The organism is Mucilaginibacter gossypii, from assembly GCF_900100945.1.
GTDB lineage: Bacteria > Bacteroidota > Bacteroidia > Sphingobacteriales > Sphingobacteriaceae > Mucilaginibacter > Mucilaginibacter gossypii.
Genome location: NZ_FNCG01000014.1, coordinates 73808 through 87509, shown reverse-complemented (window position 1 = coordinate 87509; position 13702 = coordinate 73808). Strand labels below are relative to the sequence as shown.

11 protein-coding genes are annotated in these 13702 nt (G+C 43.9%); 8 read left to right on the top strand and 3 right to left on the bottom strand.

Going from position 1 to position 13702, the window contains the following annotated elements; all coding sequences use genetic code 11:
- The first annotated feature begins 315 nt into the window (after window positions 1-315).
- Window positions 316-2619, top strand: coding sequence for a glycoside hydrolase family 3 N-terminal domain-containing protein (locus tag BLS28_RS22045; protein WP_176844538.1), 2304 nt, complete (start codon window positions 316-318; stop codon window positions 2617-2619).
- Between the two features lie 9 nt (window positions 2620-2628).
- The gene (locus BLS28_RS22040) at window positions 2629-4806 is read left to right on the top strand and encodes a GH92 family glycosyl hydrolase (protein WP_091172427.1); all 2178 of its coding nucleotides are present in this window, start codon (window positions 2629-2631) and stop codon (window positions 4804-4806) included.
- Between the two features lie 131 nt (window positions 4807-4937).
- Here BLS28_RS22040 and BLS28_RS22035 read toward each other — a convergent pair whose 3' ends face one another.
- Window positions 4938-5738: an SDR family oxidoreductase gene (locus BLS28_RS22035; protein WP_091172425.1), complete on the bottom strand. Its 801-nt coding sequence runs from the start codon at window positions 5736-5738 to the stop codon at window positions 4938-4940.
- A 112-nt stretch (window positions 5739-5850) separates the two neighbouring features.
- On the opposite strand from BLS28_RS22035, the gene BLS28_RS22030 reads away from it, so the two are divergent.
- The gene (locus BLS28_RS22030; protein ID WP_091172422.1) at window positions 5851-6369 is read left to right on the top strand and encodes a lipocalin family protein; all 519 of its coding nucleotides are present in this window, start codon (window positions 5851-5853) and stop codon (window positions 6367-6369) included.
- A gap of 112 nt (window positions 6370-6481) precedes the next feature.
- Here the strand turns inward: BLS28_RS22030 and BLS28_RS22025 are convergent, their stop codons facing one another.
- Window positions 6482-7096 carry a NanQ anomerase/TabA/YiaL family protein gene (locus BLS28_RS22025; RefSeq protein ID WP_091172420.1) on the bottom strand — a complete coding sequence of 205 codons (615 nt, stop codon included), beginning with the start codon at window positions 7094-7096 and terminating at the stop codon, window positions 6482-6484.
- Window positions 7097-7362: 266 nt separating this feature from the next.
- On the opposite strand from BLS28_RS22025, the gene kduI reads away from it, so the two are divergent.
- The 3 genes from kduI (at window position 7363) to BLS28_RS22010 (ending at window position 10375) form a co-directional block, all read left to right on the top strand.
- Complete coding sequence (kduI, locus tag BLS28_RS22020) at window positions 7363-8193, top strand: 5-dehydro-4-deoxy-D-glucuronate isomerase (RefSeq protein WP_091172417.1); 831 nt, start codon at window positions 7363-7365, stop codon at window positions 8191-8193.
- A gap of 30 nt (window positions 8194-8223) precedes the next feature.
- Window positions 8224-9039: an SDR family oxidoreductase gene (locus tag BLS28_RS22015; protein WP_091172415.1), complete on the top strand. Its 816-nt coding sequence runs from the start codon at window positions 8224-8226 to the stop codon at window positions 9037-9039.
- Between the two features lie 556 nt (window positions 9040-9595).
- Window positions 9596-10375: a DUF4350 domain-containing protein gene (locus BLS28_RS22010; RefSeq protein WP_091172413.1), complete on the top strand. Its 780-nt coding sequence runs from the start codon at window positions 9596-9598 to the stop codon at window positions 10373-10375.
- 190 nt (window positions 10376-10565) lie between these two features.
- Here BLS28_RS22010 and BLS28_RS22005 read toward each other — a convergent pair whose 3' ends face one another.
- Window positions 10566-11501, bottom strand: a complete 936-nt coding sequence (locus tag BLS28_RS22005) for a type VI secretion system baseplate subunit TssG (RefSeq protein ID WP_091172411.1) — start codon at window positions 11499-11501, stop codon at window positions 10566-10568.
- Window positions 11502-11613: 112 nt separating this feature from the next.
- On the opposite strand from BLS28_RS22005, the gene BLS28_RS22000 reads away from it, so the two are divergent.
- A complete protein-coding gene (locus BLS28_RS22000; RefSeq protein ID WP_091172409.1) occupies window positions 11614-12507 on the top strand; it encodes a TssN family type VI secretion system protein in 894 nt (297 codons plus the stop codon).
- A 19-nt stretch (window positions 12508-12526) separates the two neighbouring features.
- Window positions 12527-13666: a hypothetical protein gene (locus BLS28_RS21995; RefSeq protein WP_091172408.1), complete on the top strand. Its 1140-nt coding sequence runs from the start codon at window positions 12527-12529 to the stop codon at window positions 13664-13666.
- Window positions 13667-13702 lie beyond the last annotated feature (36 nt).

Here is a 13702-nt window from a genome sequence, read left to right as displayed (position 1 = left end):
TAACGTCCTATCAGGGTCTCTCGCAGAGGACCCTGATGTCGACGCCACGCCGGTTCGCTGTTCTTTATCCTGGTAAATGTTTAGAACGCAAAGAACCTCAGGGTCCTCTGCGAGAGACCCTGAGGGAACATGATGAAAATATGCCGTTGTTGGTGTTGTCACCAACAACTCCTATGATTTTTATTTTCTGAAATGCCGCATGAAAAGTTGTTGGTGACAACACCAACAACGGCGAGGAGGACAAGCAACGATGCTTTGCATGTGGGAGACGCATGTGATGCGTCTCTACATTTGAAAATTAAATATCTGGATACTATGCAAAAGAAATTATGCCTGTTTACCGCGTTTGCTTTTGTAATTAACATCGGAGCCGCACAGGTTTATAAAGACCCCAAGGCACCTGTGCCTGTACGCGTGAAAGACCTGTTAAACCGTATGACGCTGGAAGAAAAGGTGGGCCAGATGAGCATGAACTCGTTAAAAGGCTCCATGCAAAACCCAATTGCTTATGGCGTTTGTGAAAGCCCTTTTACCAATATCAATGATATCGCCACGCTATCTGTAGCCGCAAAGAAATATGCTAAAGAAAAAACAAGACTTGGTATCCCGCCTATACAAATAGGCGAATGCCTGCATGGGCAACTGGCGGCAGGCGCTACCATCTTTCCACAGGCTATAGCGCAAGGCAGCACCTGGAACCCGGCGCTGATTGAAAAAATGGGTTCGATGATCGCTTATGAAGCGTCCTCGTCAGGAGTTGACCAGGCGCTTTCGCCTTTGTTCGATCTCATCCGCGACCCGCGTTATGGCCGTAATGAGGAATGTTATGCCGAAGATCCATATCTCGTGAGCAGGATGGGTACATCGTTTGTAATTGGGATGCAGGGTGATCCTTCACAAACAATAAACGGTATTGGTAAAGACAAAGTAATGTGCACGGCCAAGCATTTCGCGGCCTACAGCATCCCTGTGGCAGGTATCAATTTAGCCCCGGCATCAGTAGGGGAAAGGGAGCTACGGTCGATGTTTTTGCCGCCTTTTAAAGATGCCGTGCAAAAGGCAAATATTTACGCTGTAATGCCTGCTTACAACGAAATTGACGGCGTGCCTGCACATGCTAACCATTTCCTGCTGCAAACCATATTGCGGGAGGAGTGGGGTTTTAAAGGCTATGTTTTTTCGGACTATGAAGGTTTAAAGCATTTATACACTTTTCATCATATTGCTAAGGACGCCGAAGGCGCTGCTCCAATTGGCCTGAACGCCGGGGTTGACCTGGAAGCGCCTAGCCCCGATGTATATGATAAACTGATTGGCCTGGTGAAAAGCGGAAAAGTAAATGAAGCCCTGATTGATAGCGCCGTTGCCCGCATCCTTACTATAAAATTTAAAGCAGGTTTGTTTGAAAAGGCATTGCCCGATACATCAGCGCTAAAGAAACGGGTACACACCGCTGATCATATCGCCTTATCCCAACAGATAGCCGAGGAATCGATCATCCTGCTTAAAAACGATAAACAGCTTTTACCGCTCAATATGAACAGCCTGAAATCGCTGGCGGTTATCGGCCCCAATGCCAACGAGGTTCAGTATGGCGATTACAGTTCAACCCGCGACAGCCGCTCGGGCACAACAGTGCTTGATGGCATAAAACAGTTGGCCGGCAATAAAATAAAAATCAATTATGCTAAAGGCTGTGCCCTGTCGGGCCCGGACAAAAGCGGCTTTCCCGAAGCCGTCAAAGCAGCAAAAAACAGTGATGCCGTGATAGTGGTTTTGGGCACCACCAGCGTGGTATTCTCCGGCGTAGGCTGGGACGGGCATGCACCCGAAAGCGAGCCTAAAGACCCATTCACCTGCGGCGAAGGTTATGATGTAACCGACATTGATCCCGATGGGGTACAACGTGAACTGTTGCAGGCTGTTTATAAAACAGGTAAACCTGTAATTTTGGTACTGGTACACGGTCGGCCGCAAAGCATCAGCTGGGAAAAAGAGAATATCCCGGCTGTTGTGGAGGCCTGGTATCCCGGCGAAAGGGGAGGCAATGCCATTGCCAACATCCTGTTCGGCAAGGTAAACCCATCAGGCAGGCTTACGGTATCTATCCCGCAGTCAACCGGGCATATCCCGGTTTTTTATAATCATGTGGCATCCAACAAAGGTTTTTATCATAATCCGGGTTCAACCGAAAAACCGGGACAAGACTATGTTTTTTCATCGCCGGATGCGCTGTTCCCCTTTGGTTATGGATTGAGCTATACTTCATTTAAATACAGTAATCTGCAGGTATCGGCAGCGTCGTTCGGAAAAAATGAGACTATAACGGTTTCGGTAGATGTAACCAACAGCGGTGGCATGGCCGGTAAGGAAGTGGTACAAATGTACCTGGGCAATAAGGTAAATTCGGTAACTACGCCTGTAATGGCCCTCAAGGGTTTTGACAAGATCAACCTTAAACCCGGCGAAACCAAAACAGTTAAATTTACGGTAAAGCCCGAAGATATCGCTATCTGGAATAATCAAATGAAACAGGTAACCGAACCCGGTACATTTGATGTGATGATAGCACGCTCGGCCGAAGATGTTGTGTTAAAAAAGACAATTGAATATAAATAGTAAAAGGTCATGAAAAAGCTGATTGCCGTTTTATTAGTGTTGACTTTGGCTGTTGAGGTTAATGCGCAATCGTATAATAAATACGTAAACACCTTCATTGGCACTTCCGCAACCGGGCATACCTTTCCGGGCGCTACGGTGCCTTTTGGTATGGTTCAGCTTAGTCCTGAGACCGGGAATTTTGGTTGGGACTACTGCTCGGGATATCGTTATGAAGATAACGTGATCACCGGTTTCGCGCATACCCATTTAAGCGGTACAGGTGGTGTTGATTTAGGAGATGTGCTGTTTTTTCCCTTTCAGGGCGATCAACCTCAAAAGTTTCAAAGCAAATTTTCTCATCAGGAAGAAAAAGCATCGCCCGGTTATTATGAAGTGATTTTGGGCGATAACAATATTAAGGCTCAACTAACTGCTTCTGCCCATACTGGTTTGCACCGGTATACTTTTACAAAAGCCGGTAAAGCACATTTGCTTGTTGATATGCAAAGCGGACTGGTTGATAGCCCGGAGCAATTGGCTGAGCATGTTTCTGACGGGGAGATCACTATCGATAGCAAAATAACTATCAATGGTTATGCCTTCACCAGCCAATGGGTAGATAAAAAAGTATATTTCACGGCTGTTTTTAACCGCCCGTTTACCGGACAGCATTTTATTGATGGCGATAATAAACGCCGCTTAATATTGGATTTCGATCTGAAACCCGGTGAAACTATTGAAGCTAAAGTTGGGGTATCGGGCGTAAGTATTGCCGGTGCGCGTAAAAACCTGCTGGCCGAAACACAGCACAAAACATTTGAACAGGTAAAAACGGAAGCAGCCCGTACATGGGAAAATAATCTTGGTAAACTTAAAGCCGAAGGCAGCAAAAAAGAGAAAATAGCATTTTATACCAGCCTGTACCACGCCTTGATCCAGCCTAACAACATTGCGGATGTTGACGGTCAATATCGCGGAGCCGACAGCCTGGTGCACCGATCCGCTGATAAAGTTTTCTATTCTACGCTTTCATTATGGGATACTTACAGGGCCGCCCATCCACTGTATACTATTATTTGTCCTGAAAAAGACGGGCAAATGGTAGAGAGCATGTTACAACACAACGACGTGGCAGGTATGCTGCCAATCTGGACGCTGTGGGGTAAGGAAAGCTACGCCATGATCGGTAACCATGCCGTACCGGTAATTGTAGATGCCGCGCTGAAAGGGATTAAAGGTTTTGATCGGCAAAAGGCATTTGCTGCCATTAAGAACACGCTTACACATAATAAAAATCCAAAATACGATTGGAGCCTATATCTGCGTTATGGCTACCTGCCATCAGATACTGTAAAACGCGAAGCTGTTTCCCGTACACTGGAGGCCGCTTACGACGATTGGTGCGCCGCTCAATTAGCCAAGGCGCTGAACAAACAAAGTGACTACAATTATTTCATCAAACGATCTCTGTTTTATAATAGCCTGTTTGATAAAAGCACGCGCTTGATGCGTGGCCGAAAATCAAACGGCGAATGGGTACAGCCTTTTGCCAATTTAGATAGTGGCCAACTGGCTATTGGTGGTGACTATACCGAAGGCAATGCCTGGCAATATACCTGGCAGGTTCAGCATGATATTCCGGGTTTGATTAAACTCACGGGCGGCAAAAAAGCATTTTCGGGCAAGCTGGATTCATTGTTTACTATGGATTCAAAAGTGTTTGGAAAAGGCTCAACGCTTGATGTTACCGGGTTAATAGGCCAGTATGCACATGGCAACGAACCTAACCATCATGTGGCTTATTTGTACACGCTTGCCGGGAACCCTGCCAAAACACAGGAACTGGTAAGGCAAATTGCCGACCAGTTTTATATAAACAAACCCAATGGCCTCTCTGGCAATGATGACTGCGGACAAATGTCGGCCTGGTATATCTTTACTGCTATGGGTTTTTATCCCGTTAATCCGGCAGATGGCCGTTATGTTTTTGGTGCGCCGCTATTAGATAGGGTTAGCATTGCTTTACCTGGCGGCAAAAGTTTTGTGATAGAAGCAAAGGGGCTATCCGAAGAGAATAAATATGTGCAAAACATCAGCTTAAATGGTAAACCTTACCCCAAAGAATATATTACACATAAGGATATTATGAAAGGGGGGAAGCTGGTATTTGTGATGGGTGATAAGGCGAAAGCGCCGGTGTTTTAAGGCTTTTGAGTTCAAGCGTCCACGCTTACTATTTGTTAGATGTGAGCGTGGACGCTCACGCTTTAAGATGGTTCAAGCGTGGACGCTCACGCTTTAAGATGGTTCAAGCGTAGACGCTTAAACCTGCGTCATTAAATCAAGACCTGGTATTGATAAGCTAATACCGGTCCAACGTTTATACTCTCCACAACTTTCCATTCCTTCAACTCCCTTATAAACTCCGGCTTTTCAAAGCCCGAATCAAGAGCAGCCTGTGTATAAAAATCAGCCTTAGCAGGGTGAACCGGCGAGCATCCATTAAAAAGATAACCGAATGCCTCTTTAGCCAATATCGCTTTGCTAATGCCGATACAATCATCAAGATGGATGAGGTTTACTGGCGCGTCACCGTTAGGGATCTCCTTTTTACCGGCAAAAAACCTGCCGGGATTGCGTCCGGGTCCAATCAATCCTGCAAAACGGATAATGGTTGTTTTAAAGCCATCCTCGGCACGGAAAAGGTTCTCAGCTTCAAATAATATCCTGCCGGCTTCTGTATTGGGCTGTGGATCGGTTTCTTCATTCACGTGCCTGTTGTTATCGGCATAAACCCCTGTGGAGCTGACGAAAATCACTTGCTGTATAGCAAACCTTTTTATGGCATGGACAATGCCTTTAACCTTCTGTAAAAAAATATCACCCTCACCGCTGCGGCTTTTGGGCGGAATGGCTATCCACAAAACATCGCAATCAAAAAAATCGGCATCATATATTTCCTCGTCCGGCGAAAAGTTAACTACATAGGGCCGGATGCCCAAAGCAGCCAGGTTATCCATTTTTGCGGTAGAAGTGGTTGAGCCTTTTACCTGCATGCCATCGGCAATTAACGCTTTAGCCAATGCGCTGCCGTACCAGCCGCAGCCTAAAATACTGATCTTTGTTTTACCGGGCATGTTATAAAAATAATGCTTTGGCGCAAAGGTAATTAAATAATGATAAGGCGTTTGGCTGCCGTTAATATGCTTTTGTTTTAAACTTTTTGGGCATAACAGGCGTTATTGGTTTATGAAGAAAGAGATCATTGCAACCTCTGTAGCATTAGGTTTAACTGCTTTAGCCTTACAAGCAACCCGCTGCAAACCGCTTGAAACTGTTCCTTATGTGGATTTGAAAAAATATGTTGGTTCCTGGTTTGAAATTGCCGCTTTCCCGCAATGGTTTGAGTCGGATTGCACTTTTACTTCGGCAGCCTATGGTTTAGCAAAAGATGGTAGTATCATTGTTAAAAACCGTTGTATAAAAGATAATAAGATAAAAATTGCCGAGGGCAGTGCTGTTGTTGCTGATAAAACAAGTAACGCAAAGTTGGAAGTACAATTTCAGTGGCCATTTAAAGGTAAATACTGGATCATTGCTTTGGCTGATGATTACAGCTATGCCATGGTAGGGCATCCGAATAGAAATTACTTATGGATCCTGAGCCGCCGTTCAACACTTGATGAACAGATCTATAATCAGTTGGTGGTACAGGCTGCCAATCAGGGATTTGATGTGCGAAAGCTGGTGAAAACGGTGCAGGTGTAGGTAGGTGAAAAAATGTCATTGCGAGCGTAGCGCGGCAATCGCACGGAAGCAGGGCCGCTCTGTATAGCATGCGATTGCTTCGTCGTTCCTCCTCGCAATGACATGAAAAAATTTACTTCACCACTTTTATCTTAATAACCAATTTCTTCACCTTATCATAACCATCAACCTTGATATTAGGCCGGTGGCCATCACTGGGGAAAAACAGGAAAAATTCGTCGGGAGTGGCGGTGTAGCATTTACCCTCGCCGCTGTAGTTGGCACCGTCTTTAGCCGGGTCATAGGGTTTAGTAACAGTAAGGCTTTCAATAGGGGCGACACCGATCTTTTCCTTGCCTTTGATTACATATTGCAGGTCGATATAGTTTTGGTGCGATTCCCAGGCCGATTGTTCAAACTCTTTGGAAGGGCCTTCAGTAACGGATGCATAAACGTTATCGCCATCTATAGGATATTTACCGGGAGCTATCTGATCAAGATTGCGTTCGCGCAGAAATTCAAAAGCCTTATCCCATACCGCTTTATTGGCGGCATATTGTTTTGCAAATTCGAGGTTATTGGTTGAGGAGTTTAATTTAAGCTTTAACCCATTAGCCCAGATGCGGCTTTTTACCCATGTTTTTGCACTTTTAGTTGTAAGCTCCTGCTGCTGGGCATTAACAATGCCTGCAACAAGCAACAAGACGGTTAGTAGTGCGATGTTTTTATAGGCTGCTAATTGTTTCATAGTTTATTAGTTTACCGGTTATTGAATTGGCGTTGCCCTGGTTCGGCAGCTCATTAAGTACCAATAATACAAGCTTAATTAATTAAAATGATATATGATCTGTTAAATATTTACTTTAACGTTATAGTTTAGCTTTTAAATGGTTTAGTAATCGTGTTATCACTATAACGTTGGAGTGAAAATAAGGCTTAAATGGCTTTTGAAATCGTTTATAAGATTGTAGAATTGTATTTATTAACAAAAGATTTTCTAAAACAACATTTGCTTTGAAAACAATACACAGTGTCCACCCAACGGATTTTAAAAGCTACGATACCACTACCATACGCGAAAGATTTTTGATAGATAAACAGGTTCAGCCCGACCAGATCAATTGTACCTATACCCATTACGACAGGATGATTGTAGGTATGGCTAACCCGGTAGGTAAAACACTTGGGCTGCCAAATTATCCAAACCTGCGTGCCGAATATTTTTTAGAGCGACGCGAGATCGGCATTATTAATGTAGCCGGTGCCGGTGTAGTAAAAGCCGACGGAGAAGTCTTTGAAATGAATAAGCTTGATTGCCTGTACATTGGCAAAGGTACAAAAAGCGTAACCTTTGAAAGTGCCGATCCCTCAGTGCCGGCTGTATTTTACCTGCTGTCATCACCGGCACACGCGGTATACCCAACAACCCTGCTTACCCACGCCGATGCGATTAAGGTTGAGCTGGGTTCGGTAGCAACGGCAAATAAACGCACCATCAATAAATATATCCACCTGGAAGGTGTACGGAGCTGCCAGCTGGTAATGGGGCTTACCATATTACATGAAGGCAGTGTTTGGAACACCATGCCGGCCCACGTGCACGACAGGCGTATGGAGGCATATTTTTATTTCGACGTACCTGCCGGCCAAAAGATCTTCCATTACATGGGCGAAGGACAGGAAACAAGGCACATCACCATGGATAATTACGATGCCGTAGTATCGCCGCCATGGAGCATCCACTCGGGCAGTGGTACGTCAAACTATAGCTTTATTTGGGGTATGGCAGGCGAAAACCTCGATTACACCGATATGGACGCCATTGCTATAACAGATCTGAAATAATTATACATCAACCTTAAAAATATAGTTTAAGTGGAGAATCAATTTTCATTAGCCGGTAAAGTAATTGTAGTAACCGGCGGAACAGGCATATTAGGCAAAGCATTTATAGATGGTATTGTTGAGGCGGGGGGCGCGGTAGGCATTCTTGGTCGTAATGCCCAGGTAGCAGAAGAACGTGCCAACGCCATAAATGCAGCCGGGGGCAAAGCCATAGCACTGGTAGCCGATGTAATGAACGAGGCTGAACTGGTAGCCGCCAAAGATAAATTGCTGGCAGCTTTTGGCAGGATAGATGGCCTGGTGAACGGTGCGGGCGGTAACATGCCCGAGGGGGTTTTACAGCCCGATGAGGATATTTTTAAAATGAACATCGATGGCATGAAAAAAGTAATGGAGCTGAACCTTTGGGGTACACTGATCCCTACACAGGTTTTCGGCGAAGCCATTGCCAAAACGGGTAAAGGCAGCATTGTTAATATATCGTCAATGAACTCAAAACGCGCCATAACCAAGGTATTAGGCTATAATATAGGCAAGGCCGCTGTTGATTGCTATAACCAATGGTTTGCGGTTGAGCTGGCTAACCGTTATGGTGATGCAATAAGGATGAACGCGTTGGCACCGGGTTTTTTCCTTACCGAACAAAACCGTTACCTGCTCACCAAACCCGAAGGCGGTTATACCCAAAGGGGCGAACTGGTGATCAAACAAACGCCGTTTAAACGCTTTGGCCATGCCGATGAACTTAAAGGAGCACTGGTATGGTTACTGAGCGATGCCTCGGTATTTGTAACCGGTTCGATGATCTGCGTTGACGGCGGGTTCTCGATTTTTGGTGGAGTTTAGGGGAATAAGATAACTAAGGTCATCCCGTATTTATTTCGGGATCGCATTGTTAAGGTCAGCTTCATACATGACAGTTACTTGGCGAGTGGGGTGCTGAAACAAGTTACCCATGACAACTTAAAAAAAGGAGTGTCATACTGAGCCTGTCGAAGTATGGCGGGCAGGGTCTCTGCGCACGAGTCTTCGACAGGCTCAGACTGACAGGCCCTCTTTGTCATCTAACCTTTAGAGGCCCCGGATTTAAACACTCAGCATGACCGCTGAGATATATGGCCGTAAAGCTGGGCACAAACACAAGTGTTCAATTTTTTAAAAACAAGGTGTTCAATTTTTGATCTTGTAAAATATTAACTTGTTGATTATCAATGGACATGTGTTCATTTTTGCTAAAAAGGTGCTTTTTGCTAAAGTTAACATGTTGATTATCAGTATTGTTTTTTTTGAAAACAAGTGAAAGTGTTTACACCTAAAAAAATTGAACACCTGGAAAATAGATAAAAAAGTTAAATGTATGGTGATAACACCTACCGCAGGCTAACCAAATAATAAACCTACTATGAAACTAAAATTATCCCTTATAACCCTGTTCTCCCTTGTCGGCTTTGCCGCAAGCGGTCAAACTGTAACGCTCGATTATTATTTTAACCATGAGGTACATAAAGGAGCCAACGGGCAGTCGGAGCGCTTTCATTATCTGTGGGATGAAGCGGATAATAACGGTTTCAAGATCTTTGGCGAGGCTTTTACAAGCCGCGGCGCTAAGCTGGATACGCTTGGTATGGCACCGACTTTGGAAAACCTGAAAGGTTCATCTGTTTATATAATTGTTGACCCTGATACTAAAAAGGAGAGCCCGAACCCAAACTATATCCAGGAAGATGATATTGAGCAAATTGCTGCCTGGGTAAAAAAAGGTGGTGTGCTGCTGCTGATGGCTAACGACAGCGTTAATGTGGAGCTGCCTCATTTCAATAACCTTGCTGCAAAATTCGGGATGCATTTCAATAACGATCTGCAAAACCATGTAATTGATGATGCTCATTTTGAGGATGGTGCTGTCTACGTAAAAAACAATCCGGTATTGAAAACAGCTACTAAGGTTTTTATGAAAGATGCCTGTTCAATAGGTTCAACGGGGACTGCCGTATCTGTGCTTAAAAACAAAGATGGTGCTACGATTATAGCATCTGCCAAATATGGTAAGGGCACGGTAATAGCTGTTGGCGATCCATGGCTTTACAATGAATATGTGAACGGCAGGCTACCTGCCGGGTATCAGAATGACAAGGCAGTGAATGATGTTGCTCACTGGCTGTTGAAGCAAGCGAAGAAGTAACTATATATTAAAGTCATTTCAAAACGAAGAACGAGTGAGAAATGTGTTGTGCGTCTGCATTGTGGGGTGTAGAAGATTTCTCTTTCACCTTATGCTTGTTCCTTCGCTGCTATATCTAAATGACGATTTTTATTTTGTGAAAAAGACGCGTACATACTCTGGGGTGTAAAATTGGAGATTGGTATCATCATCACCCCAAATAAGTAGTATAACCAAGGGTAGCATTGGCCCCTGCTCCGCCGATAACCAATTTTTGCGAGGCAGGATCGGCAAGGAGGTTAAATTGTATGCCGGTGCCTAACGGTATAAAGTAGGATAACAATACGTCAATAGCTTTTGCAGCAGATGTGCCGGGTAAAAACTCCAGCATCCTGGTGGCGCTCACGGGGCCTATGTTCATGATTAATTTTCGCTCGGCCTCAATAACCTGCCCGGCAATAAAGTTTACGCCTAAAGTACCGGCGCCAAGGGCTGTTCCGCCTTTTATAATGGTATTGTTTTTTTGCTTCGGGTATACCGTTTTGTAATGCAATGATAAGGGTACATTGAACATCATATTAATAATACTGCTCACAAAATTTATATTATTGCGCTGCTCATGTATTACAGGTAAAACATGTATCAAAATAAGCATCTGCTTTTTTGTAAAACACTCAAACTCCTGCCATTCCTTTAAAAATATATTGATCAGCTCATCGTATTCATTTTTTTTGTCGAGCCGGTTTTCATAAAGCTCGACCAGTGTTCTGAAATAGTTAAGCTCGGCCTCAAATGGGGCAAAAAAGCGACGGGTTTGTTTTTCTTCTTCGCGGCGGGCTTTAATATCTTTGATCATATCCTCCTCGGTGATCATCACACTCGAAGCCGGCGGCCGGTGAAACAATCCCTCGGGCAGCATATCATAAAACCCATCGCGGTTAACCCAAATGGTGGTTACCGGTTTTTTACTTTCAGTTTTTTTATCAGCCGTTATGCCTGCTATCTCCTTATCATAGGCACGCTTTTTAGGGCCTTTGGGCAGTATTATTACATCACCGGCACTAACCATTTCATTTTCAATAATTTCTGCCGCTATAGCTGCCGCTTTAAAGTCGGTATCAATTTGATTAGGCTTTTTTATTCTCATTGTGATTTAAATAATTGATGCTATCCAAAACAATAACCAATATTATCGGTAATTGATTATACTAAATTGAAATTAATATAAGATAGCTGCCCGGCCTACATATTTAATACTCATGAACCTTAAATCGTTTTTTATAAGTTATCTGATAGCTCCTGTCCTGTTCTTCATTGCCGCGCTGATCATGTCGGTGGTGAACAAGAAAAACAAATATCTAAGTAACAGGCGCCTTATCATCACTTTACTTTTAACGGCTGTTATATTGGGAGTTCCGGGTTTTTTGGGCTTTTTAGGTATGCAGTTTATGCCGTGGGGGTACTTATTTTGCCAACTGATATATTTAGGTATGGGTGTATTTTACACCTGGCTTGCAGGCAAATACCATGAAGATCAGTTTCTCGATAAAAAATGGTTTTTCCTCGTGGCTTCTTTAATATCATGCTTGCTGGGGATGTTTCTTTTCAAGTTGGCATTTAACTGGCTTAATGATATGCAATATGGCCTGTGGGCCTCAACCAGTATCCTGATATTTTTATTACCGCCGGTTTTTTGGTGGGGGTACATCGCCTTTTTAAGCATCCCGCTCGAAATTTACAAGGTTTGGCAATATCCCCGTACGCCTGAAGAGATCAGTATGGAACACCTGGATTTTGACAGGCTGATGGTGCTCGAACTTGATCTGTATAAAAACACCGACGATCCTGAACCGCTTAAAGTAAAGGCCAAAGCACCGCCAAATATGAACTTTGGCCAGTGGTTTCAAAAGTTTATTGATGATTATAATCTTAAATTTCCAAAATCAACGGTGCAGTATAAGCTTAATAATAATGAAAGCTATAAGTGGATCTTTTATATTAAGCCGTCGTTTTTTAAGCAACGCCACTTTATCGACCCGGACCTTAATATTACAGAAAATCGGATAACCGAATCGGTAACCATATTTGCCAAACGTGTATCGGAAGTGGTAAGTGAACCCGCCCGCACCGGCGACCAGGCCATTTACCTGTAAACTATATTAAAACAAAAACATGATCAGCCCATTAAAACATAAACCTGTGAACTGGATAGATGGAATGAAAATTTCCAGCGCACATCTTGTTAATACTGATAATTTTATTCATGATATAGTACGCGATGCCAATTCGCTGCCGCTCAACAATAATAATTTCGGGCTGCTTCCACCCGCACAAGGGCAAAGCTCATCGCTGGATATCCAGATCACCGAACGGGCATCAGGCCAGGTGCAGGTAACTTTAAACCAGTGTAACGCCATCACCGCCGAAGGTTTCAGGATTGATATTACCCGTGCCGAACAACCGCTAACATTTAGTCATTACTTTGGCCAGGAAACTATCAATGAAGCATCAGAAACCTATTATGTGCTGCTTACCGTAAACCCCTTTGAACGTGTACCCTCAGGCACACCCGACCCGCAAGAACAGCCTATCCGCTATCCTGATATCAGCAAACATTACAGTATCACTGTTTTGCCGGCGTCACAACTCAACAGCATCGGGGCGCATTTTATGGAGGTTGGTAAATTTGTACGAAGCGGAAGCTCCTTTCAGGCCAATGTAAGCTATATCCCGCCATGTACTGCGCTGATAAGCCATGCCGGCCTGATGACCTATTATGAAAACTTTGGGGCACAGATCAACAACCTTCAGCTGCTTTCGTTCCGTATTATTGACAAGATCACCTCAAAAGATTCGGTATCTACTATTGGTAAAAATGTAAAGATGCTGTGCGATAAAATGCTTGATTATATCGCGAGGATTTATTTTTCATACCGAAACCTGATCTATCTTCAGCCGCCTATCCAACTGGTTTCCTGCTTTTCAGAAATGGCACACCTGTTTTTCAGTACCGTTAAAAGCATGCCGGGAGCAGAACGGGAAGAATTGCTTAAATATTTCTATGAATGGAAGGATGTAACACCCGGTAACTTTGAAGAGCTTTTAGCCCGTTTAATCGAAATAGTTTATAATCATCATGAGATAAACTCGTCAATGACAGCGATTGATGAATTTATGCGGGTAATTGTTGCCCTGTGGAATAAGCTTAGTACATTAGAATACATAGGGCAGCGTAAAGAGAACATTGTAGTTGCCGAGCAGCAAGCCATACAAACCATACAAACTAAACGTACCTGGACATTGCTTGATTAAGTACGGTTAAAAGGTTCCAATAAAACAAATGCCTGC